The following is a 24,079-nucleotide window of genomic DNA, read 5'->3' on the forward strand; positions in this document are numbered from 1 at the left end:
TATAGGATTTATCTGGGGATTTCGATGTCTTCACTTTCATTATCTTCAGTTATTTCGGGGGTTATGGGTAGTTCTGGGAGCCGAGTATTTAAGGTGGTTGATACCAATATATATCCCAAATAAGCGGGGAGAATAATGGCGATTAAAAAGGCGAAACCTGTTAGTAAACCCATCAAGTTAAAACTAGACCCATAGGAAGACCGATAGGGGTCAATCAAGGCTACCTGATCTGACTGGGATGGTTGGTAATTGCTAGGACGACGAAAGCGAATGCGGCGATCGTCTAGTTTTTCCACCATTACCCAACCAGCGATCGCCTCTTCCTGACAAAGTTTTTCAAAGGTTTTAGGGTTCCGAAATAAATCTCTTTGAGCGCGAACAATTTTATATTCCCAGTCTTGATGATTAGGGGAGGATATCTGAGATTGAGATGATGCAATAGTGGTGGTGTTAGGATTATCGGAATCATAATGAGTCAAGATTTCTTCCTCCTCTTCATATTCTTGTTGTTGTTCATCCTGCAATTGACATAGCCAGCTTCCAGCGAGGACGGCTTCCACACCGAGGCTGCTGACCATCAAGCCTAAAATAACCACCTCATTCATAGGGCTTTACTCCCTGTAGTCTGGAATTGAAAAGCCTCTGGTAAGGCTCCAGACCAGCCATTCGACAAATAACCCTCAATTAGGTAATCTGAACCGATCGCTCGCAGGCTTACTCCTTCTAGGGATAAGGCTTCAGTCATTTGACTAAAGCCTAAATTACCGACCGGAGAGGGTGCAGCCTGTCCACCAATAATTTTAGGAGCAATAAACGCCAAAATCTTGTGAACGCACCCCTGAGTTATGGCTTCAGAGGCTAGACGACCCCCACATTCCCATAGCACGGACAAAAATTGACGCTCATAGAAATATGACATAACTTTAGCGGGTGTCAATGGTGCAAATTCCACCACCTCTACCCCCTTTTTCCGCAAGTGTTCTTGGAAATCGGGACGGGAACCAACTTCTGTAAAAACTATGGTAGCAGCCTCGGAAGTGTCCCACAGTCGCGCTGATGATGGTAAATCTAAACTACGACTCATGACTACCCGCAACGGGTTGGGTTCCCCTTGACCGTGGGTGGTTAAGTGAGGATTATCTCGCCTGACCGTATTTCCCCCCACAATTACCGCATCACAGGCGACCCGTAGACGGTGGACTTCCTGGCGAGCGATCGCACCTGTTACCCAAGCACTATGACCTGTATCTGTGGCTATTTTCCCATCCAGGGTCATGGCGTATTTCAATATACCAAAGGTTTGTTTATAAATAATCCGATGAACAAATGCTTCGTTTAATTTTAAACAGGCTGATTCTTCTACTCCCACAATTACTTCTATTCCGGCTTGGCGCAGTTTAGCAATTCCCTGTCCACCTACCAGAGGATTCGGATCCACCATTCCCGCCACTACTTTAGCAACTCCTGCTTTAATTAACGCTTCGCTACAGGGGGGAGTTCTTCCGTAATGGTTACACGGTTCTAGGTTCACATATACTGTCGCTCCCCTGGCTAATTCTCCCGCAGACCGCAAGGCGAAAATTTCTGCATGGGGTTGTCCTGGTCCGGGGTGAAATCCCTCCCCGATAATTTGGTCATCACGGACAATCACACAACCTACTAGGGGATTTGGTGCCGTTTTTCCTAGCCCTTCCTTTGCCAGATTTAGACAATTACGCATCATCTGGCGGTCAAATTCTGAGACAGATTGAGCATTTGGTAAATTCATCAGCCGACAATTTTTGTTAAAGGGGTTGACAGGGGCTCAGGATTAATGATAGTATATTTGTATTAAGTTCAATAATTGAGTATTGCCTAAAATAAAAATTTTGCAACCATCCCATTATACTAAAAGTGTAGCGCAAGTGCCGCGAAAAAGCAACCCCCCTCCCCAAAAAAAAATTTTTTTGCAACAAAACTTAATTTTTTTTTACAAAAGTTAACATTAGGCGAGCCAGAAGGGGGCAAGAAGATTGTATACAAAAAAGCTGCCCCAATGTTAAGTCAGTTAAATGTTGGCGAAGGTCCCATGTAAGCCATAGGGGATATGGTGTTGAAGGTGTAAGGTAGCGATCGCATTTTTTTCAAGGTTTTTCGCATCCAAAATAACGACATCTGAGCGATGGTGTTGTGCATTATAAACGAGAGTCAATAACCAGCCATCATCTTCGGAGGTAGCATGAGGACGGGGAACAAAGACAGGTTCTCCGGTAAAGCCGTGTGGTGCAGCAGTCCAAAGTTGACGCAAACCGGTTTCCAGGTCAAACTTAATAATCGCCTGAAGGGGTGCATTTCCCTGGCTATTATGGGCGGCGGCGGAGTAGAGATATCGGTAAGGGCGACCGACAGAATTAGGGTGAGTAGTAGGAAACTCACAACAGCGAGATTCTATTAATTGACGCTGAACCTGTCCGGTAGTGAGGTCAAGGGTAAACCGCCAGAGTTGACCAGGTTCTAAGGCATTAAAATCAGTATCGCGAAAATTAGCTTGTGGGTCAACCCCTGGTAAAGATTGGTAACATATAGAATCAACGCCAATCTTATTTTCCTGTTCAAAAGCATTAGCATGATGGAAAACAAAGCCAGATTGAGCGTCAAAATGTCGGATATTTTGTCGTTGTGCGGGGTCACGAGGAATAACAATGATGCGGGTAGGTTGATTAGTTTGAAAATGCACACATTGTCCTGCGCCACAGAGTCCAAACAGATAAGGAAGGGGATTAAATTTTACAGGATTTTGGAAGAAAATACAGTAGTTAGGGGTGATGGCAAAATCATGGATAAAGGCAAATCCGGGGACTGTATGGGCGTATTTTTGTAGGAGGCTACCATGGCTGTCGAGTTCATAAATACGGATAGTGGTTGATAGTCCTGGTTTAATGGAAAAATTAACTAAACTTGGGGAACCGCCATTAAACTTAGAACTGGGGTCAATGCGGGGGTGGGCGGCGAAAGATTCTCCGGGTTCGAGGATACCGTTAAGGTTATCTAGCCCAATAGTTTCTAAGGTTTGATGGTTGAGATGATAGGGTAGGTCTGCTTCCCATAAGGCGAGTAATTTACCACCCCAATAAATGACTTGAGTATTGGCAATATTTTTAATCCGCAGGTCAAAGGCGTTGTGGAGAAAACCGCCAGGCTTTTGGGTTCCAAATACACCGCGATAAAGAATAGTTTTGGCTTGTTGTTCGTCTATATAGCCTTGGGTGCGGACATAGCGATTTTGATAGTGTGCTTGTCCGTCCTGAAAACGGATAGCGGAAATCATGCCATCTCCATCAAAGGGGTGATGAATGGGTAAGCCACCGATATCTAATAAACCGGGACCGTTACGGAATAGGGTTCCTTTCAGGTCTGGGGGGATTTCTCCATCAATATTGGTGATGGTATAGTTGTATTCATTGGGTTGAGACAAATAGCCTTTTTGCCATTCTTGGGGGTTATATGATAGTTGATTTTGGGAGGGTTCAGATATGGTATTTTGCATGATTCAATGATTTGGTTTAAGGTGATTAACTGAGAAATTATGGTTAATTGATATCAGACATCAGTTAGTAGATATATTTAGTATATATCAAGATGTGTGATAGGTCAAGATAGGTTGAGAATAGCAGGCATAAATCCCGCCGATTAGGTGAGGGGGAGGGAGTCGGAAAGGGGGATTGATTACCGATTCCCAGTTATTAATTAATCGGTGGTGACTAATTCGGGGACTAATTCTGCGGTTGATTCTAGGTTGGGTGAATGGATGTTATGGGTGTTAGTTTCGGCGGTGGTAGATGGTAGCCAGCGAATTAGGGGTAATGGTAAAAGGGTAGTTAAGTTAGTGATAATGACTAACAACCATAATTTATCGAAGTTAGTCTCGGTGACTCCTAATAAGTGGGTGAGAAGTGCGCCAGACTCGTGGGATAGGAGTCGGGAAAGGTTAGAGATGGACATTAATAGGGCGAAAAGAGTGGCTTCTACACCGGGGGGACATAGGCGGGCGGCGAGGACTAAAACAGGCATATAGGCGATTTCTCCGGCTACGGTGAGGATGAGACTATCTCCGAGGCTAAACCAGTGGTCGTCTATTCCTAGGGCGCGGTTGGTGTGGGTAACTAGGAGTAACATGGTCATACCGAGGGCGGCGGAGAGAAGGGTTGAGACTAGGAAGATTTTACGGAAGGGGACAGATTTAAAGAATCGCTGAAATAACCAAATACCGAGGAGGGCGGCGATACTGGTAACTAGGCGGACTCGTCCTAAAAACTCTGGTTGAAATCCTAATTCGTTGGTGGTGAAATAGAAAAAGGCTGAGTCGGCGGTGGGGGTAGCTTGCCACAAGAAGATAAAGGCAGTGGGTAGCCAGATGGATTTTTGGGTGATGGCAGCCCGCAGTTGTTGGACTTGGTGTTTGACGGTTTGCCAATTGGAGATGTTAGTAATTTTATCTTCAGCGATCGCCCATGCGACAACCATCACCAATAGGGGAAAGGTAGCGGTAATGAGGAAAACTGTTTCGGAGGTAAAGATTTCCAGGAGATAGCCGCTGAGGTAGGCGGTAATTAACCCCCCCAGGGCTGAGGAAGCCCAACAGAGGGATTGAAGGGAACCGATATTGCTGATAGACTCGTTTCGCGCCCTTTCTACAACTAAGGAGTCTACAATCACATCGCTGATAGCTACGGATAGGGAATTAAGGGCGATCGCAATTGTCGCGGTAATGGGATGATCAACGAAGGTAGCTAGGTAAACCCAGGAGAAAGTCCCCATTAACCCGGATAGGATTAAATAGGGTCGGCGGCGATATCCAAAAATTGGCAACCCGTCGGACATAAAGCCGAATAGGGGTTTAATCACCCAGGGAATAGAGACTATTCCGAATAGGGCGGCGGTTTCGGCGGGACTCATACCCAAATCATCTTTGAGGAAGAAGCTAACGGCGAGACGGGAGAGGCCCAGAATACCTTGCACAAAGTACACGGTCAGAATAGCGACCAATTCTGGGTTAGGTTCATTGCCAAATAGTATATGCTTCTTGAGCCATGCCTTGGTATTGCCAAAGCTAACTGGGGATAATTCCATTTTGTAAACAAAAGTTAAGAAATTTCAATATTGATATCATAGCGAGTTCAATCAAAAACGACACAATGATGCGATCGCTTTAAGTCTAGGCAGTATAAATCACTATGGAAACGGCATTTGATCAGTGGTGGCATCTAATCTTAGGGGCGCTGTCCCTAAACCGAGATGCTTTTGTAGAAATTAATATCCTACCCCTAGGTAGAGGACTAGCCCTAACAATAGTGTTGGTGGCGGGAGTCTCCCAGGCGATAGGTCAATCGATTGTTTTATTTATTAACCGAGTCCGACCCTTCCGATTTGTGCTGAGTTTAGGAATGGCCGCGATTTTGTTTGTGTTCACGTTTTGGTTTTGGGCGGCGAGTATTTGGCTAGTCCACAATGCGATATTTAATAGCGGACTTAACCTACAAGCAACGATTACGACGCTAGGATTAAGCTACGCGCCGCAAATTTTACGATTCATAGTGGGTCTTCCCTATTTTGGCATTCCCATTGGTGTATTTCTGTCGATTTGGTCATTACTAGCGGAAGTAACGGCGATTAAAGCAGTAACCAATTTTGACACCTGGGCTACTTTTTCGTCGGTAGGGTTAGGCTGGGTACTATTGCAGATTTTACAACGAACGATCGGCAGTCCGTTAATGATTCTGGGTCAAAAGTTAACTAACCTAGTGGCGGGAACCGAGGTAGTAACCGATCGCCAAAAACTCACACAAATGGTGATATCAGGTAATATCGAAAGCATCGATGATGTGGGTAATGAAGTAATACTGGATGCTGCGACCCGCCACAGTCCAGAAACCATCAAACGCAACCGGGCGATCCAATTGATCGCATTAGGATTAACGGGGTTTTTCGTGTTTGTGTTAATTTCCTCCCAGTCCCCAGGTTGGTTTAGTCGTTGGTACAATGCGTTAGAACAAACTTTGCAATTAGCGATCGACCTGACGACTATTGGCTTGATCGCGCTATTCTTTTCGATATTCCTAACTCCCCTAGAAGCCCTAAGTTGGTGGGCGGGATGGTATGGCGATCGCACCCTGAAATATACAGGAACCCCGGTCAAAGAAATCGAGAACCCCAACAGTATTTCCCGTTATGTAATGTACCTAGACGGTATCAATCAAGGTTCCCATGAATACCTCCCCCAAGTTGAAAATATGTTGGATAAGGTAGCTGAGTCCTTACCTGATGATATTCTCATCGTCAAAGGAATCATGCCTTATAGTGTCACCAATAAACCCCTAACCTCAGACCGTCCCCTATCGTTTATTTGGCAAATCATTGAATCAATATCCCTAAAAAATCCGGCTAACCCGATCGCTTTTATTATCAATTTCCGCAATGTAGTTTCTGTAGCGATCGCCGCCGACCCCCGTTATGGTCCGATTCAAAACCAAGGATTAGCCCAAGTCATTTATAATAGTCTAATTAGCTTTGGCTATCCCCTCGGTAGTGGTAAACCGATTACCCTGATTGGTTACAGTGGGGGTGGTCAGATGTCTATGGGTGCGGTTAGCTTCCTGAAATACAATATTAATGCCCCCATTGAGGTGATTTCTTTAGCGGGGGTAATTAGTGGGAATACCGGGGCTATGGCGATTCAAAGACTCTATCACCTAGTGGGGGAAAAAGATAATGTGGAAAAACTCGGTCCGATTATGTTTTCAGGACGCTGGCCGATTTCCGTTCTTTCTAATTGGAATTGTGCCAAAAGACGGGGCAGAATTATCTTGATTTCTTTGGGTCCAGTAGGTCATAATGGCGATGATGGACCCATGGGGGATGCGCTGTTACCGGACGGACGGACGCACCTGGAACAGACGGTGCAAATTATTACAGGTATTCTCTGTCAAAATTGGGAAATCACCGGATTAGACCCGCAGAAGTTTATCACCATTAGCGAATATGAACGCTACAAGCAGGGGTTATTTAATCAGGTGGGTTATTATCCAATTCAACAAAGGTTAAATCCCGAGTTATATCACCCCAATTATACTTGGATAGGTCGGTTAATTTTACCAAGTAAAGATGAACGGGAAACCCTGAAAGGGGTGCGGCTGGAAATTTATCATGCTGACCCGGAAAATCAACATCGCATCGGACAGGTAGTAATTTTGCGCTGGAGTGATGAACAGTGGGTGCAAAACTACTCGAAATTGTTAAAAATGGATGTGAATTTCTCTGATCAAGCGCGGCTTAGTCAACGACAGGGAAAGGTTCATCCTCACCGACTTGATGGTTGGGAAAATGTCGATCCTTTGGAGTCTTTGGCGGGGGCGAGACCTGATGATGATATGATTGTGGCACTTCGTGAACCGGTGGTAATTAAGGATACTGGGGAGGGTGTTCCGGTGGTGTATATTCAACGGGAACCGATGCAAATTTCGGGGCGGTTTTATGGGGTGGTAAGGTTTGTTAAAAACTTGGGCAATGACCTGTTTCAAGTTCGGCATTTTAACCCGTCTACAGGGGATTTTGATGGGGATGAGGAGATAGTTTATATGCCGACGGTAATCCCTAATCGTAATGGGGTTTATTCTTTTAATAATCAGGGGGTGGAAGAGTCTCCGGTTAACAGGGGAGGATGGTATATTTATGGGGCGAGAAATAACCAAGGTCGGTTTACGGTACAGGCGATCGCACCTAGGGAAATGTTCCGCCTCTCCCCTCAACGGGTGATTCACGGTCTGACACCATGCTTGGATTACTTGAGGCGTGATTATTTGAGTAATTTAAAGGCGGAAAAGGGGAAGATTAAAAATGTGTTATTATCTCCGCACAATGAGGGTGAAGATGATCATATGGCGATTTCTCAATGGCGAGAAGGCGATCGCGCTTTGATGATGCACCTGTTTGGCGGTATTGGCGGAAAGAAAGCCGAATTAGCATCAATGAAAATCTATTTTGGGCATTTTGCTTTCGGGGTAGCTACGGTGAAACGAGACCCTTTAACGGGGGAGTTACGTTTTGCGATCGAGTACCGACAAATTTATACTAATAATACTGATGGTATTATTTCTGGGGCGAATGCTTGGGAACATTATGGAGGCGATCGTCAATGGGGATGGTTGGGTGTGCGACCATTATGCGAAACTCTAATTAAGTTTAGCCCCCTCACCGAAGATTATGATTTTGATGGCATCAAATTCTCCCCCCTAAATGCCGTTATTCAGGAATTAGATATTATGGCTGCGCGTTATCGTGTCGGAGACGGAACCGGAACTACTTTTGTGAGTCCCGTTAATTCCTGTTGTCAGGACTCTAGCCAAGCCTTATATTCCTCTTTGCGGCAAATTTTAGCCGAGTTAGAATTAAATCCCCTAATCATTAAATGGATGCGAGAACACCCTAATCATGAGCAAACTCTCCGTTTCCAACAGTTAGGCGATTTACTGAATACCCTCGAACATTATTTAACCCCCATGGGAAAGGTACGCCCAGACTGGCGATTTAATGCCCCCAAATTAGGTGATTTGACTGTCGAAAACCCCCGCGACACTCTGATTAAGGCTTTGTCTAGTTGGCGAACTCTTCTACCTCGTTGGGTTCACGACCAAATCGCCATGATTTTTCTGCAATTAGGGGCGGATTTATGGATACTCAGGACTAATCAAGTAGGTGGTTTTGACCCCGACATTGAACCAGTCGCACCTACAGATTTTCGATTAGGAGTCCCTCACATTAAACCAGCCAAAAAGAACTGGTCTTAGCTAGTTGATTCGGTCTCTCTTTCAGGTAATTTTACCGGGAGAGACTGAACCCCTCCCTAAACCATTATATATGTCGGCACGGTTTCCCATTCTTTTATAATAAGTCAAGTTCCGGTATTTGTCAATAGAAAAACCTGGGATTTTTTGAGCCTATTTTAAGTAGGTTGGGTGGAGGAACGGAACCCAACGCCACCATCTCACCCCTGTTGGGTTTCACCCAACCTACTATTCAGAGCGATCGCCTATTTGAGTAGGTTGGGGGGTCCGAACGCCACCCAACAACACCATCTCACCCCTGTTGGGTTTCACCCAACCTACTATTCGGAGCGATCGCCTATTTGAGTAGGTTGGGGGGTCCGAACGCCACCCAACAACACCATCTCACCCCTGTTGGGTTTCACCCAACCTACTATTCGGAGCGATCGCCTATTTGAGTAGGTTGGGGGGTCCGAACGCCACCCCACACCACCATCTCACCCCTGTTGGGTTTCACCCAACCTACTATTCGGAGCGATCGCCTATTTGAGTAGGTTGGGGGGTCCGAACGCCACCCCACACCACCATCTCACCCCTGTTGGGTTTCACCCAACCTACTATTCGGAGCGATCGCCTATTTGAGTAGGTTGGGGGGTCCGAACGCCACCCCACACCACCATCTCACCGCTGTTGGGTTTCACCCAACCTACTATTCGGAGCGATCGCCTATTTGAGTCGGTTGGGGGGTCCGAACGCCACCCCACACCACCATCTCACCCCTGTTGGGTTTCACCCAACCTACTATTCGGAGCGATCGCACTGAGGCTATTTCATATATATTTCGGCACGGATTCCCATTATTTAATAATAGGTCAAGTTTCGGTATTTGTCAAGGGGAAAGATCAGATGTAATCAGGTAAATGAATAAATGAATAGAGGCGATTTTTGTAAGTGTTACAAAAATCGCCTCCTTTGATAGTTTTATGGCATTAGACCATCGGGTAGTTTAGCGGAAATACCAGATGTAATCTTGACCGGGACCGGGACGATACCACAGAATATCGGTCAGACCTGAACCATTGAAGTCACCTTGAAGGGGGATATAATCACCATTGACCGTGAAGGGACGGCTGTCATAGGTTCCATCTTCATTAAAAGACCAGATATAATCGGGTGCTGTTCCGGGTGCATACCAGAGGATATCGGTAATACCTGAACCGTTGAAGTCACCTTGAACGGGGATATAATAACCATTGACGGTGAAGGGACGGCTTTCATAGGTTCCATCTTCATTAAAAGACCAGATATAATCGGGTGCGGGGCCGGGTGCATACCAGAGGATATCGGTAATACCTGAACCGTTGAAGTCACCTTGGACGGGGATATAATCACCATTGACGGTGAAGGGACGGCTTTCATAGGTTCCATCTTCATTAAAAGACCAGATGTAGTCGGGTGCTGTTCCGGGTGCATACCAGAGGATATCGCTAATACCCGAGCCGTTGAAGTCTCCAGGAATGGGGGTGTAAACGCCATTAACAGTAAACGGACTACTGGTATAGTTGCCACCTTTGTCGAAATACCAGATATAATCAGGTGCGGGGCCGGGTGCATACCAGAGAATATCTGAGACATCGTTTCCGTTAAAGTCTCCGACCACGGGGGTGTAGGTGCCGTTGACGGTAAAGTAAAAGGCTGGCTTTCGTAGTTTCCATCCTCATCAAAGAACCAGATATAATCCTGTCCTGGTCCAGGGACATACCAAAGGACATCTGAGATTCCATCGCCGTTAAAATCTCCGATAATTCCTTCATAGGTGCCGTTAATGGTGATGGGGACACTGGTGTAGGGTTGTTCTGTTGATGTGCCGATCGTAATATTACGAACAGCGGTATTATTCGACTCATTGGTTTCGATTACAAAGCCGAAAGGATCAACAATCAAACCAATCGTATATTCCCCATCCCCACTCCAGAAAGAATCACTGGTATTGGGTAATGAAATTTGTTTAGTCAAAGTCCCTGTGCTGCTATTTCCGGGGATGGGATCAACCCAAGTCCAGCCGAGTAAATAATCCTCGCCAGGATCGATACTGGAATCATCGGACAGGTAAAAGTCTACCCAGAATCCACCTTCAGAACTGTCAGCATCGTCGCTACCCGTATTCATAATGGAATAGGTAACTTGAATCGAATCTCCGGGATTAGATTGGGTGGTATTCAGGGTAAAGTTACCAGGAATCAGATCGACATTATTACCCTGAGTTTCTGAGTAAATCAGTTCTAGGTTAATGTTACCAGATGCGCCATTATATCCATCAACAGCAATGTTGTAATTGGTTCCCCCTATAACGTCAAAGATAATTTCGCTTTGCCGTCCATACCACAAAGAATCATCATTGCTGGCTACTTCGGTCAAATTGGAAATAGAAGAACCCGTATAGGCTGCCAATGTGGTGTCAAAATCACTACCTCCAGTATTGATCGCCACATTACCTGAACCGGGAGCAGTCCAATTCCACCACAGGGAACTACCGCCAGAATTACCAGCGTGGTTGGGTTCTCCTGGCTGTTTGGTAGCACCGATGTTGCTACTGGTAACGCTGGCGTAGGAACCACCGAGGGAGGTACTGTTAGCAAAATCATCATTGCTTAACAGGCTGGTTTCTAGCAACAGAGATAAATTAATGTCTCCAGAGGCTCCCCCAAATCCATCAACGGCAATTTTATAAGTAGTTCCTGGTTCGACAACAAAGGAAATTTGGCTTTGTAGGCCATTGGTATCATCATTGCTGTCTATTTCGGTTAAGTTAGACAAAGATGAACCAGTATATGCAGCTAGGATGGTGTCAAAGTTGCTACCAAAAGTATCAATGGTCACTAATCCTGAATCAGGAGCAGTCCAATTCCACCAAACTGAACTACCGCCATATAGTCCGGCATGATTGGGTTCGCCAGGTTCTTTGGTGGCGTTGACGTTGCTACTGGTGATATTTACGGAAGTCCCACTTAAAGTAGCACTGCTGGAGAAGTCATCGTTAGGTAGTTGACTGGTGGCGAACACTAAATCTAAGTTAATATTGCCCTGGGCTCCGTTAAATCCATCAACGGCAATTTTGTAGTTGGTTCCACCTACGGCATTAAAGGTAACTTGGCTTTGTAGTCCAAAGCCGCTATCATCGTCACTGGCAATTTCTGTTAAACCGGAGATGGAAGAACCCGTGTAGACCCCAAGAACGGTATCAAAATCACTGCCGTTGGTGTTGATGGTGGCTGTTCCAGAACTAGGCGCTGTCCAATTCCACCAGACGGAACTGCCACCTGTTCCGGCGTGGCTGGGTTCACCCGACTGTTGGGTGGCATTAATATTGGTCCCGGTGGTGCTGACTGATGCCCCACTTAAAGCAATACTGTTGGCGAGATTATCATTCGCGGGGCTTGCTGTAGCCAGGGAGAGATCGAGGGTGATATTTCCTGTGGCTCCTTGATATCCATCAACTGCAATGTAATAGCTGGTTCCTGCTATGGCATCAAAGATGATTTCGCTTTGCCGACCACCACCACTATCATCATTGCTGGCAATAGTATTTAAGTTGGAGACTGAGGAACCGGTATAAGCAGCTAGGACGGTATCAAAGTTACTGCCAAATGTGTTGATGGTGACTTCTCCAGAAATAGGGGCTGTCCAAGTCCACCAGACGGAACTGCCACCTGTTCCGGCATGGTTGGGTTCACCCGACTGTTGAGTCGCTCCGATGTTACTACCTGTTCTGTTACGGTGATTGATGTTCCTGAGAGAACTGCGGCTTGTCCAAAGTTGTCGTTATCGGGTCGGGAAGATTCGACTTGCAGGGCAGAAGCGAGGTTAATCCGATTTTTCGTAATGTTATTGCGGTGGTCGGTAATTGGATCTCCGCTGTTGATCAGTCGCTGTAGGAGTTGTTCTGAACTTTCATTGGGGAAGGCTTCACGGAGAACGGCAATTGCTCCTGCCACGTGGGGGGCTGCCATGGAAGTACCACTATAATTTGATAATCCTCCAGCAGTAATCTCAGAACCAGGGGCTAGAATATCTAAAAATGGGCTACTATTGGAAAAACTGGAAACGCGATCGGGGCTGGCGCTGTCCCATCCATAAGTTCCAGTGAAGTCATAAACTGAGCCGACGGAAATGGCACTTTCAAAAGCAGCAGGCCATGATATCCCATTCGTAAAGCCATCATTTCCAGAGGAGACGATTGGTAGGATTCCGTTGTTCCTGGCATTGGCGATCGCTTGACCTAGAGCATCTTCATTATCTGGGAGAGGGCTGGTATGTTTCCAGTCATATACACCTAAACTCATATTGATGGCAGCAATATTGTAAGTATTACGATTTTGGATTGACCAGTTTATTGCTGCAATTATATCTGAGTCATATGCTCCATCCCCATCAAAAACATCTAGGGCAGCAATTTGAGTGCCGGGGGCAACTCCAGCCACGATTGCACTGACATTGGTTCCGTGACCACTATCATCATCATCTTGCCCATCATCGGGGGCAAAATCCCGAGCATAAACAATTCGTCCTTGCAGTCCAGGAGCATTGGGATCAGCACCTGTATCCAGTACCGCTACAGTTGTCCCACTTCCAGTAAAACCTGTTGCTTCGATCGCTCTGGGTTGCCGAATTAAAGGCAAACTTTCGGCTAAGGCTTTTTCATGAATTCGAGGAACATCTACCCGTAAAACATCCGGATTTTGCAGCAATTCGATTAATGGATCTACCTCCTCAAATTTGGCAAAGGTAATCGGTAGATTTTCATAGTCGTCGAGGATTTCCAAATCTTGGCTGAAGGGGGATAAGATGTCATCTTTCAGTTCCGAGAACAGGCTGGCTTGATAGTTAATTACTTCATCGCTACCAACAGACCAATTCTCTAACTCCATTTTCTCCTCAACGGCTTGATGGATATCCCTGCTATTAAAGGAAATCAGGAGTTCCTGTGCTTCTCCATCTATGAGAGCATCTAAGGCGGTTAGGGAAATTTTATCAGCGATCGCACTTAATATTTCCGAGTCAATAACAATCTCATTGTTACTGGTCTGAGAATCGTTGTTACTGGTCTGAGAATCTGAACTCCTGGAATCATTGGTATTTTCTGATCGCGGATTTTCTGGACGGGAACGGGAGTCGGATTCAGCAGTCATTAATCCAGTTGAGGCCCCTGAATCATAGGGGACTAAATTAAGAATATCGGGGTTTTTCAGGATGTAGTTTAGTTCATCTACGGATTCAATCCTGAGAGCGACTGCTGAGAAATTGCGATAGTTCTCTATAACTTCAATATCTGCGGGTAAGCCAGTAATAAAATCTGTGGTGATGCTAGTAGTTGAAGTTTTGCTGTCTACTGGCTGATCGTTGGCAGCCAGAATAAATGTGATCTCTTGGGCATAGCCCAATTTGAGGTTGTTTAGGGTGTTCGGAGCAATTAAACCGTATTCTCCTGGTTCTTCAATGGCAAGGGGGTCAACTTTTGGTTCCGATGAACTGACGGGGAAAAAGTCATAGTTAATATCAAAGACATCAAGAGTCGGAAGACCGGAGGAGAGCAGTGTATTGGGATCGTAAGGATCGTGTTCTGGAGATACCACTTGAAAGCCGCTGATAGAATCCATTACAATTACCTCTCATATCTAGTGAAACTGTAAATGCCATAAAAATAGGTAAAACACCTTACCACTTTTAATAGATATAGCCTAACACAATAACTGTGATAAAATGTGAGTTGTTGAAATTAAGTTTTGTCAACAAAAATGATTAAATCTTAACGGTTAAGTTTTATGAAAATTGGCGTTGTCATAACCGATTATATCCAGTCAGCGGGAGCATCTAAGCAATGAACTTAAAAAAAGCTAAAATTATTCGCGATCGCCTCTTATCCATGTTAAAGCCAGGTTTCCAGTTGAGCGACATCCAAGAACAGGTTTTCTGTGAGTCTTGGGAAAAACGCTCCTACCGGGAAATTGCTACTCGTTTGGGATACGAACACGACTATATTCGTCAGATTGGCGCTCAGTTGTGGAAAATGCTGTCTAAAGCAACGGGAAAGACGGTCACAAAACGCAATCTTCATACAGTGTTACAGGAGGAATACTGTCGGTGGCAGGAAGCCCGCCAATTTCCAACTTGTTGGCAAGACTGGGGGGAAGCGACGAATGTTTCTCAGTTTTGGGGACGGGAGGCGGAGTTGGAAAGGTTAAAACGGTGGGTTTTGAGCGATCGCTGTTCTTTGGTGGGAATAGTTGGTTTTGGGGGGGTGGGTAAAACAGCACTTTCTGTTAAGTTTTCTCAAGAAGTGCAGCAGGAGTTTGAGGTGGTCATCTGGCGTAGTCTCCGCGATCGCCCCCCACTTCTGAGTCTATTGGCGGATATCCTGTCAGTAATCAACTACACCCAAACGGTGACTGTTGAGCCTTCAGAAACAAGGATGCTGTCTATGCTGATCAAAGTTCTCCAGCAACGCCGATGTCTGTTGGTACTGGACAACTGGGACACTGTTCTGGATCCTCGCCGAGAATGTCTGAAGTTGTATCTATCTGGATATGAAGGCTATGGTGAGTTACTCAAATATATAGGAGAAATTCAACATCAAAGTTGTGCGATCGTCACCAGTCGAGAGAAACCGGATGAAATCACCACTTGAGAAGGAGAATTACTCCCAGTTCGTATTTTCAAGTTGGGGGGGCTTACAGAAAAAGCAGGAGCCAAACTGATTGAGGCAAAAGGCTTACAATCAGGTTATACAGAAGTGAATAAACTGGTTAATTACTATCGAGGCAATCCCTTAGCTATTAAAATGGCTGTGGCGAAGATTAAGGAATTATGTTTAGAAAATGTTAATGATTTTTGGAGTAGCAATCAAATTATTTGTGGTGGTATCTGTCAATTAATAAAACCCCAATTAGAGGGACTATCGGCTCTGGAAAGACAAATTTTATACACACTGGCGAGGAGTGAGCAACCTCTGGCGATCGCTTTGTGGCAAAACATACTATCATCAACAACTGCTGATCAGATTACCAAAGCATTAAGCCTCCTAGAAGAGCGATCGCTCATTGAGAAACAAGAGCCAGGCTATCTTTTACCTCCGGCGATCGCAGAGTATATCAACATCACCCCAGAGTTTTGTCCTTTCTGTATGGAGTTTATGAACCCGTAACCAGAGACTTTAACCGTCATGGTTACACCCAAATTCCTAAGATTTCTCCCTCTGAACTATGGAGGGGAATAACTCTGGTTTTTGCGCCAGTTAAGTTCATAGGGGTTTCATTTACTAGCAGCTCACTCCCATTGACTATTTGACAAAGTCATTATATATGTCCGCACGGATTTCCATTCTTTGATAATAAGTCAAGCTCCCAGATTTGTCAAGGGGAAAAATAGGGATTTTTAGAGTTTTTTTAGGATTGCCTAATCTGCTGATGGGTAGCGGGTTTTAGAGAGTGTGAGGGAATAGTGCGATCGCTTTTTTTAACCATGAGGGTGGCAGGTTATATAGCCTATTTAAGTAGGTTGGGTGGAGTACGGGAACCCCACACCACCATCTCACCGCTGTTGGGTTTCACCCAACCTACCCAGAGCTATAGGCTCAAAAAACCATTATATATGTCGGCACGGTTTCCCATTCTTTAATAATAAGTCAAGTTTCCGCATTTGTCAAGGAAAAAATCGGGATTTTTAGAGTTTTTTTAGGATTGCCTAATCTGCTGATTGGTAGCGGGTTTTAGAGAGTGTGGGGAAATGGTGCGATCGCTTTTTTTAACCATGAGGGTGGCAGGTTATATAGCCTATTTAAGTAGGTTGGGTGGAGGAACGGAACCCAACGCCACCATCTCACCGCTGTTGGGTTTCACCCAACCTACCGAGAGCCATTTAACCCCACTTCTCTATAGGCTCAAAAAACCATTATATATGTCGGCACGGTTTCCCATGATTTAATAGTAGGTCAGGTCAAGCCCTCGTATTTGTCAAGAGAAAAATCGGGATTTTTAGAGTTTTTTTAGGATTGCCTAAGCTGCTGATGAGTGGCGGGTTTTAGAGAGTGTGGGGAAATGGTGCGATCGCTTTTTTTAACCATGAGGGTGGCAGGTTATATAGCCTATTTAAGTAGGTTGGGTGGAGGAACGGAACCCAACGCCACCATCTCACCGCTGTTGGGTTTCACCCAACCTACTACCCAGATATATAGGCTCAAAAAACCATTATATATGCCGGCACGGTTTTCAATTATTTAATAATAAGTCAAGCCCCCATATTTGTCAAGGAAAAAATTGGGATTTTTAGAGTTTTTTTGGGATTGCCTAAGCTGCTGATGAGTGGGGGGTTTTAGAGAGTGTGAGGTAATAGTGCGATCGCTTTTTTTCCGCCCTGATGGTGGCCGGTTATATTGAGAGCCAAGTACAATTGTCGTTAGCCATGTAAATACCAATCCAGGTATGAAATCTTTATGGCTCCATTGGAGGGGGATACCCTAATGAACAATACTAGCGAAATATCCGATATTTTTGAATCATCAGATTCTCAGAATTTCATGCCCTCACAGGGATTCAGTGGGGTAGAAGGTGAACCAGTAGCAGTACAGATGTCCGCGCCGCCAGAGTTCGCCTGGACGCGCCTGTTGGGAACCAGTGCTTGGGACGTGGCATTAGCCCTGACCACCGGTAGTGATGGCTCGATTTATGTGGCGGGCAAGACTTGGGGCGACCTAGATGGACAAACCAATAGTGGTCTTTATGATGCCTTTATCACCAGGTTCCAGCCTGATGGCACTAAAGCCTGGACGCGCCTGTTGGGAACCCATAGGACTGAGGATGCATCAGCCCTGACCACTGGCCTTGATGGCTCGATTTATGTGGCGGGCTCGACTGGGGGCGACCTAGATGGACAAACCAATAATGCTGAGTTTGAGGCCTTTATCAGTAGGTTCCAGCCTGATGGCACTCAAGACTGGACGCGCCTGTTGGGAAGCAGTAGTTTTGACGGGGCTCATGCCCTGACCACCGGTAGTGATGGCTCGATTTATGTGGCCGGCTATACTGCGGGCGACCTAGATGTACAAACCAATAGTGGTGAGCGGGATGCCTTTATCAGCAGGTTTCAGCCTGATGGCACTCAAGACTGGACGCGCCTGTTGGGAACCAGTGGTTGGGACGGGGCTAATGCCCTGACTACCGGTAGTGATGGGTCTATTTATGTGGCCGGCTATACTTATGGCGACCTAAATGGACAAACCCTTCGTGGTCTTTCTGATGCCTTTATCAGTAGGTTCCAGCCTGATGGCACTCAAGACTGGACGCGCCTGTTGGGAAGCAGTGGTTGGGGCGTGGCATCAGCCCTGACCACCGCTGGTGATGGCTCAATTTATGTGGGGGGCTGGACTTGGGGCAACCTAGACGGACAAACCCATAGTGGTAGGGAAGATGCCTTTATCAGCAGGTTCCAGCCTGATGGCACTCAAGACTGGACGCGCCTGTTGGGAACCCGTGGTTCTGACCGGGCTAATGCCCTGACCACCGGTAGTGATGGGTCTATTTATGTGGCGGGCTATACTAATGGCGACCTAGATGGACAAACCAATAGTGGTGGTGGTGATGCCTTTATCAGCAGGTTCCAGCCTGATGGCACTCAAGACTGGACGCGCCTGTTGGGAACCCATAGGACTGAGGATGCATCAGCCCTGACCACCGGTAGTGATGGCTCGATTTATGTGGGGGGCTGGACTGCGGGCGACCTAGATGGACAAACCAATAGTGGTATGACTGATGCCTTTATTAGCAGGTTGATAGTAGATGGTACTGACACACCGGGGAGACCAGAAATTCATCAAGTCATTAATTGGGATAGTTTCCCGCCTCAAATTACCGGAGTTTTGCCAACCGAGAATCAAGGCTCTATTACTCAACCTTTACCCAATCAATGGTTTGGGACTGACCATCATGATGTAATTATCGGGACGGCTTCTGATGAAACTTTGCTGGGTTTTCAAGGTGATGATTGGCTCCAGGTTTCCCAGGGAGATAATACTCTGTTTGGCGGTCAGGGTAATGATATCTTAGTTGCTGGTCAGGGGGATGATATCCTATGGGGAAATAAAGATGATGATATCCTATTTGGAGGCGACGGGAATGATTCCCTTTATGGTGGTCAGGGGAATGATACGTTGGTAGCAGGTAATGGGAATCAGATTTTGTTTGGAGACCAGGGTAATGATATCCTATTTGGAGGCACTCAAGGTGTTGATACTCTGGTGGGAGGCGAGGGAAATGATACTTTGGTAATGCTTCCGGGAGAAGGTTACAGCATAGTAACTGACTTTCAGGTAAATCAGGATATGGTGGTTTTGCTCGGTAGCCCTGATGACTATGAAATTGGGTCACTACCCAGCGGTTTTCATAGTGGTACAGCTATTTATGTAGCCGGTTCTGACCAACTGGTGGGTGTCCTGGAAGGGGTTACTAATGTCAGTTTAGAAGATGGTAATATCTTCGGTTGGGGGTAGGTGATGGTTGGGCGGCTTTCCGTTTAGCTACTTGTCTATGAGATGGGCTGAAAGTGCGATCGCTTTTTTCGATTTACTGCCTAATTAGAACCTTGACCCGTTTCTAGGCATATATATGTCGCCACGGATTTCCATTCTTTAATAATAAGTCAAGTTTCGGGATTTGTCAAGGGGTAAAACTGGGATTTTGGGAGTTTTTTTAAGGATGGCTGAAATGGGTGATTTGGCGGCGGTTGGGTGAGGGGTTAGAGAAGGGGTTGATTGACGGTGTTGGGTTGCACCTAACCTACTTTCATCAGATGACGGTGTTGGGTTGCACCTAACCTACTTTCATCAGATGACCGTTTTGGGTTGGGTTGCACCTAACCTACTTTCATCAGATGACGGTGTTGGGTTGCACCTAACCTACTTTCATCAGATGACGGTGTTGGGTTGCACCCAACCTACTTTCATCAGATGACGGTGTTGGGTTGGGTTGCACCTAACCTACTTTCATCAGATGACGGTGTTGGGTTGCACCTAACCTACTTTCATCAGATGACGGTGTTGGGTTGCACCCAACCTACTTTCATCAGATGACGGTGTTGGGTTGCACCTAACCTACTTTCATCAGATGACGGTGTTGGGTTGCACCTAACCTACTTTCATCAGATGACGGTGTTGGGTTGCACCTAACCTACTTTCATCAGATGACGGTGTTGGGTTGCACCTAACCTACTTTCATCAGATGACGGTGCTGGGTTGCACCTAACCTACTTTCATCAGATGACGGTGTTGGGTTGCACCCAACCTACTTTCATCAGATGACGGTGTTGGGTTGCACCTAACCTACTTTCATCAGATGACGGTGTTGGGTTGCACCTAACCTACTTTCATCAGATGACGGTGTTGGGTTGCACCCAACCTACTTTCATCAGATGACGGTGTTGGGTTGCACCTAACCTACTTTCATCAGATGACGGTGTTGGGTTGCACCTAACCTACTTTCATCAGATGACGGTGTTGGGTTGCACCCAACCTACTTTCATCAGATGACGGTGTTGGGTTGCACCTAACCTACTTTCATCAGATGACGGTGTTGGGTTGCACCTAACCTACTTTCATCAGATGACGGTGTTGGGTTGCACCTAACCTACTTTCATCAGATGACGGTGTTGGGTTGCACCCAACCTACTTTCATGATTTGATGGTGTTGGGTTGCACCCAACCTACTTTCATGATTTGATGGCGCTAATTGCTGATATTTAAGTGAGTATGAAAATTATCACCCTAGAAACAGTTAGTCTAGTCTGATTTCTGTTGATGCTATTGTCGGCACAATAACCGATTATTTGTTGTCCATAAATCAACGGTGCGATCGCCTTCTGATTATCTGTGAAGATGTCACCCGTTCCACACCTATTGACCTCTTTTTTTCCCAATTATTAGCCTTTATTAACAGAAGTTTATCCCCAGAAATTACCGTAATCTTTGCCTTGGGAACTCATCGACCGATGACTGAGACCGAAATGCTCAATAAATTGGGAATATCCCCCACAGAGGCTGAACAGATAAACCTGTTAAATCATAATGCCTTTGATGATAGTCATTTAGTCGAAATTGGCGTGATTGATGGGGTCACTGTCAAGTTAAACAGGGTGATGATGAATCAGGATGTCGTCATGTGTTTGGGGAGTGTATTTCCTCATCGAGTTGTGGGTTTTTCTGGGGGGACAAAATATCTGTGTCCGGGAATTGCTAATCAAGCCATAATTGATTACACTCACTGGAAAAGTAACCTCTTCCCTACTGAAGAAATTATGGCAAAAGTGGATAACCCAATTAGGGATATATTAGCTCAAGTGGGAGAGTTAGCTACTCAAGCCTTTCCGGCTACTTTCGTTTCCGTTAACTTTGTTACCCTTCCCACTGGTATTGTCGATGTGTTTGTGGGTGATTTACAATCTTCCTATCGTCAGGCGGCCGCACTTAGTGCTAAATTGTTTTTAAAAACTGTTGAACCCTGCGATAAATTGCTGGCTATTGTGGATGACAAAAGTGCCGATTTTTGGCAGGCTGCTAAAGCCGTTTATAACTGTGCAGATATGGTCAGAGATGGGGGAACTTTGGTGGTGAGAGGGAAGTTGGCTGAGGGGATTTCTGCCACCCACGGGGATATTATTAATCAATTCGGTTATGCTATTCCTGAACAGGTGAAAACCTGGGTTGATTCGGGAGAGTTAAATAATCCCCTAGTGGCTAGTCATTTAATTAGGGTTGGGCAGCATTTACAGAGAATTAAGGTGTTTTTGGCATCGGAATATATTGATGAGAAAATGTGCGATCGCATTAATTTAGGCTATCGCGACCCCGCCAGTTTAGATCCCTCGGAATTTGATGCTATTGTTTACCATGCTACCGATTTAATTTTAAGGCGCAAATAGCCATAACCACATCGGGATTGTCATTAATAAACCCACCGAACCTAAAGCTACAGTAGCTACGGATAAATCCTTGTCAAGACCGTAGGCGATCGCATAAATTACCGTAGCAATAGAAGGCGGCATAGCCATTTGGAGAACAATAGCTAATCTCGGTAAACCTGTCACTCCCAAAAACATCAAACCTGTTCCTACTACTAACGGAACTACAATCATTTTAATAGCCAGACAAATTAACGCTTGGCTTAATTTTTGCAGTTTCCCTAATTGACTAAGTTGAATCCCAATCATAATAATCGCTAACGTGACAATAGACCAAGCCGAAGTTCTTAAACCATTTTCTGCCAGGTCTGGGAGGGGAACATGGCGGAAAAAAAACCCAAACCCAAAACTCCATAAAGCCGGATTTCCGAAAATAATTTGTAGTGGACTTTTCCGACGTTGTGCTAGGGGATTATTCCCATAATTAGCCGAAATCATATAGCCGATGCCGTGGAGTCCGGGACTGGTGGCGAGGGTATTATAAAGGACTGCCCATAAAAAGTATTCAGGACCAATTAAAGACAAGACTACAGGAAAGCCTAAATAAGAGGTATTTCCTACCATCATAGCTAGTAAAAAACTGCCTTGGGTTGGTCGAGTCCAGGCGGTGTCTGGGATGGGTTGATCTGATTTTAAATCGCGAGGGTTAATCAGACCAGAAGCGATCGCTTTAATACGTTCATCACTGATTTCTAATTCCATCCAAAAACGCGCAAAAACTGCCCCAACCAACATAGCAAGCCATCCCGCTATCGGGGAAATCCAAATATATCCAGAGATATCAACTCCCCGCATAAAGGCAATGATACCAAGGGGAACACCAATCCAATAGAGAAACTGGCCTAAATACTTGGATGTACTATCGGGGAGTTTTTTGCCGAGAATAAATCCTAGTAAAGCCCAGCCAATTAAATTGATGTATAATCTAACAATTGGATTTTCTAATAGAGTTAAAATCATGACAGGTTAATGTTAGAATCAGAATGAATTTGACTGGTTGACAAAGGAAATGCGAAAGGTTCTGATTACGGGTGCGGCTGGACAAATTGGCCGATCGCTTCGAGAATTGTTAGCTGGCTGTTACCAATTCCGATGTTTGGATCTTAAACCGATTTCTGGTGCTGATGATGTCATCATAGCCGATATTACTGATTTTGAAGCCGTATCCCAGGCTATGGACGGGGTTGATGGAGTAATTCATTTGGCGAGTAACCCAGACGTACAACAGCCTTGGGAGGATGTCTATCGGGGGGGAATTGCGGGAACTTATAATGTCTTTGAGGCGGCGAGACGGGTGGGGATAAAGCAGTTAATTTATGCTAGTAGTAATCATGTTTCCGGGTGGCGAGAAGTTGTGGGAGAGTCCCATATCACCCCGGAAATGGTCGTGAGACCTGATTCTTTATATGGGGTTGGTAAGGCTTTTGGGGAGGCGTTGGCGCAGTTTTTTGTAGACCAATATGGGATGTCGATTATTTGCTTGCGGATTGGTTCATTTTTGCCATATCCTAATAGCGATCGCAGTTTGAAGACTTGGTGTAGTCCCAGAGATTTGGCGCAATTGGTGCAAAAATCCCTAGATCATCAAGATTTGGGTTTTCAGATTTTTTATGGGGTTTCTAACAATACTAATCGGATTTGGAACATTGACAACGCCCGTCAATTGATTGATTATCAACCCCAAGATAATGCCGAATTAAATTATATCACGGATAAACCCAATGTTTAAAAAAAAGTTGCAGCGAATTTTAAATCAGTTTCAAGATGAGAATTTTTTGGGGATGATTCACTGGGTGGAGAATTGCGTCTCTAAAATTTTGTCCGTGGCTTTAATTTTGGTAATCATCGTTTCTCTGGTGGATTTAATTCGGGTGTTGTTAACGGATTTATTTGCTGCCAAGCCAACCGGGTTTTTTGATGCAACTTTAATTGAGATTTTTGGGCTATTCTTGAATATTTTAATTGCTTTGGAGTTGCTGGAAAATATAACAGCTTATTTAAAAAAGCATATTGTTCAAGTTGAGTTAGTGGTGGTGACAGCTTTAATTGCTGTATCCCGAAAGATTATCATTTTTGACACCAATAAATATCAAAAAATCGATGTGATCGCTTTGGCGGGTGCGAGTTTAGCTTTGGCTGCTAGTTATTGGTTAATTCGGACTATGAATGAAGATATTGCCATCAAAAATAAAAGGTTTAACAAGTCTCGCAAATCTCGCCCTGATGAAGAAGAAGACCAAGAACATGAGTAACATCAATTTTATCGGAATTAGACAGGA

General features: G+C 45.2%; 17 protein-coding genes. 8 read left to right on the forward strand and 9 right to left on the reverse strand.

Annotated features, from left to right (window positions below; translation table 11 throughout):
- Positions 1–8 precede the first annotated feature (8 nt).
- The 4 genes from XZ46_RS04795 to XZ46_RS04810 form a co-directional block, all read right to left on the reverse strand.
- Positions 9–605 carry a hypothetical protein gene (locus tag XZ46_RS04795; protein WP_006621295.1) on the reverse strand — a complete coding sequence of 199 codons (597 nt, stop codon included), beginning with the start codon at positions 603–605 and terminating at the stop codon, positions 9–11.
- Positions 602–1,768, reverse strand: a complete 1,167-nt coding sequence (gene ribD / locus XZ46_RS04800) for a bifunctional diaminohydroxyphosphoribosylaminopyrimidine deaminase/5-amino-6-(5-phosphoribosylamino)uracil reductase RibD (protein ID WP_008057328.1) — start codon at positions 1,766–1,768, stop codon at positions 602–604. Before ribD ends, XZ46_RS04795 begins: the two co-directional genes overlap by 4 nt.
- Before the next feature lie 279 nt (positions 1,769–2,047).
- On the reverse strand, positions 2,048–3,526 hold the full coding sequence (locus XZ46_RS04805) for a carotenoid oxygenase family protein (RefSeq protein WP_008057326.1): 1,479 nt from the start codon (positions 3,524–3,526) through the stop codon (positions 2,048–2,050).
- Between the two features lie 200 nt (positions 3,527–3,726).
- On the reverse strand, positions 3,727–5,109 hold the full coding sequence (locus tag XZ46_RS04810; protein ID WP_006621291.1) for a folate/biopterin family MFS transporter: 1,383 nt from the start codon (positions 5,107–5,109) through the stop codon (positions 3,727–3,729).
- Positions 5,110–5,213: 104 nt separating this feature from the next.
- Between XZ46_RS04810 and XZ46_RS04815 the strand changes: the two genes are divergently transcribed.
- Complete coding sequence (locus XZ46_RS04815; protein WP_008057321.1) at positions 5,214–8,822, forward strand: Yip1 family protein; 3,609 nt, start codon at positions 5,214–5,216, stop codon at positions 8,820–8,822.
- A gap of 593 nt (positions 8,823–9,415) precedes the next feature.
- Here XZ46_RS04815 and XZ46_RS33845 read toward each other — a convergent pair.
- The 4 genes from XZ46_RS33845 to XZ46_RS04830 form a co-directional block, all read right to left on the reverse strand.
- Positions 9,416–9,562 (reverse strand): hypothetical protein, encoded by a 147-nt coding sequence (locus XZ46_RS33845; RefSeq protein WP_157234588.1) that lies wholly within the window; start codon positions 9,560–9,562, stop codon positions 9,416–9,418.
- A gap of 301 nt (positions 9,563–9,863) precedes the next feature.
- Positions 9,864–11,861, reverse strand: coding sequence for a CARDB domain-containing protein (locus XZ46_RS34965; RefSeq protein WP_048894930.1), 1,998 nt, complete (start codon positions 11,859–11,861; stop codon positions 9,864–9,866).
- A gap of 134 nt (positions 11,862–11,995) precedes the next feature.
- Positions 11,996–12,160, reverse strand: a complete 165-nt coding sequence (locus tag XZ46_RS34970) for a hypothetical protein (protein WP_162198554.1) — start codon at positions 12,158–12,160, stop codon at positions 11,996–11,998.
- Between the two features lie 258 nt (positions 12,161–12,418).
- Positions 12,419–14,455: a S8 family peptidase gene (locus XZ46_RS04830; protein ID WP_048894932.1), complete on the reverse strand. Its 2,037-nt coding sequence runs from the start codon at positions 14,453–14,455 to the stop codon at positions 12,419–12,421.
- Positions 14,456–14,676: 221 nt separating this feature from the next.
- Between XZ46_RS04830 and XZ46_RS04835 the strand changes: the two genes are divergently transcribed.
- From XZ46_RS04835 to XZ46_RS04850, 5 genes are all read left to right on the forward strand, one after another.
- Positions 14,677–15,483, forward strand: coding sequence for a helix-turn-helix domain-containing protein (locus XZ46_RS04835; RefSeq protein WP_008057317.1), 807 nt, complete (start codon positions 14,677–14,679; stop codon positions 15,481–15,483).
- A gap of 33 nt (positions 15,484–15,516) precedes the next feature.
- Entirely contained in the window at positions 15,517–15,999 is a 483-nt protein-coding gene (locus XZ46_RS04840) for a hypothetical protein (protein ID WP_008057315.1), read from the forward strand.
- A gap of 581 nt (positions 16,000–16,580) precedes the next feature.
- Entirely contained in the window at positions 16,581–16,778 is a 198-nt protein-coding gene (locus XZ46_RS36290; RefSeq protein ID WP_108615043.1) for a hypothetical protein, read from the forward strand.
- 535 nt (positions 16,779–17,313) lie between these two features.
- Entirely contained in the window at positions 17,314–19,338 is a 2,025-nt protein-coding gene (locus XZ46_RS04845) for an SBBP repeat-containing protein (protein ID WP_157234501.1), read from the forward strand.
- 1,334 nt (positions 19,339–20,672) lie between these two features.
- Positions 20,673–21,761, forward strand: coding sequence for a lactate racemase domain-containing protein (locus tag XZ46_RS04850; RefSeq protein ID WP_228116485.1), 1,089 nt, complete (start codon positions 20,673–20,675; stop codon positions 21,759–21,761).
- On the opposite strand, the gene XZ46_RS04855 is transcribed toward XZ46_RS04850, so the two are convergent.
- On the reverse strand, positions 21,747–22,760 hold the full coding sequence (locus XZ46_RS04855) for an AEC family transporter (RefSeq protein WP_008057450.1): 1,014 nt from the start codon (positions 22,758–22,760) through the stop codon (positions 21,747–21,749). The two genes, XZ46_RS04850 and XZ46_RS04855, sit on opposite strands and share 15 nt — an antisense overlap.
- Positions 22,761–22,809: 49 nt before the next feature.
- Between XZ46_RS04855 and XZ46_RS04860 the strand changes: the two genes are divergently transcribed.
- Positions 22,810–23,529, forward strand: coding sequence for an NAD-dependent epimerase/dehydratase family protein (locus XZ46_RS04860; protein ID WP_008057448.1), 720 nt, complete (start codon positions 22,810–22,812; stop codon positions 23,527–23,529).
- A complete protein-coding gene (locus tag XZ46_RS04865; RefSeq protein WP_006670944.1) occupies positions 23,522–24,052 on the forward strand; it encodes a phosphate-starvation-inducible PsiE family protein in 531 nt (176 codons plus the stop codon). The genes XZ46_RS04860 and XZ46_RS04865 overlap by 8 nt, the downstream gene beginning before the upstream one ends.
- The last annotated feature ends 27 nt before the right edge of the window (positions 24,053–24,079 follow it).

Source organism: Limnospira indica PCC 8005, assembly GCF_000973065.1.
Taxonomy (GTDB): Bacteria; Cyanobacteriota; Cyanobacteriia; order Cyanobacteriales; family Microcoleaceae; genus Limnospira; species Limnospira fusiformis.

Coding starts and splice junctions, on each gene's coding strand:
- XZ46_RS04795 (WP_006621295.1), bottom strand. CDS start 605: ATGAATGAGGTGGTTATTTTAGGCTTGATGGTCAGCAGCCTCGGTGTG.
- ribD (WP_008057328.1), bottom strand. CDS start 1,768: ATGAATTTACCAAATGCTCAATCTGTCTCAGAATTTGACCGCCAGATG.
- XZ46_RS04805 (WP_008057326.1), bottom strand. CDS start 3,526: ATGCAAAATACCATATCTGAACCCTCCCAAAATCAACTATCATATAAC.
- XZ46_RS04810 (WP_006621291.1), bottom strand. CDS start 5,109: ATGGAATTATCCCCAGTTAGCTTTGGCAATACCAAGGCATGGCTCAAG.
- XZ46_RS04815 (WP_008057321.1), top strand. CDS start 5,214: ATGGAAACGGCATTTGATCAGTGGTGGCATCTAATCTTAGGGGCGCTG.
- XZ46_RS34970 (WP_162198554.1), bottom strand. CDS start 12,160: ATGCCACCCAACAGTCGGGTGAACCCAGCCACGCCGGAACAGGTGGCA.
- XZ46_RS04830 (WP_048894932.1), bottom strand. CDS start 14,455: ATGGATTCTATCAGCGGCTTTCAAGTGGTATCTCCAGAACACGATCCT.
- XZ46_RS04835 (WP_008057317.1), top strand. CDS start 14,677: ATGAACTTAAAAAAAGCTAAAATTATTCGCGATCGCCTCTTATCCATG.
- XZ46_RS36290 (WP_108615043.1), top strand. CDS start 16,581: ATGGTGCGATCGCTTTTTTTAACCATGAGGGTGGCAGGTTATATAGCC.
- XZ46_RS04845 (WP_157234501.1), top strand. CDS start 17,314: ATGAACAATACTAGCGAAATATCCGATATTTTTGAATCATCAGATTCT.
- XZ46_RS04855 (WP_008057450.1), bottom strand. CDS start 22,760: ATGATTTTAACTCTATTAGAAAATCCAATTGTTAGATTATACATCAAT.
- XZ46_RS04860 (WP_008057448.1), top strand. CDS start 22,810: ATGCGAAAGGTTCTGATTACGGGTGCGGCTGGACAAATTGGCCGATCG.
- XZ46_RS04865 (WP_006670944.1), top strand. CDS start 23,522: ATGTTTAAAAAAAAGTTGCAGCGAATTTTAAATCAGTTTCAAGATGAG.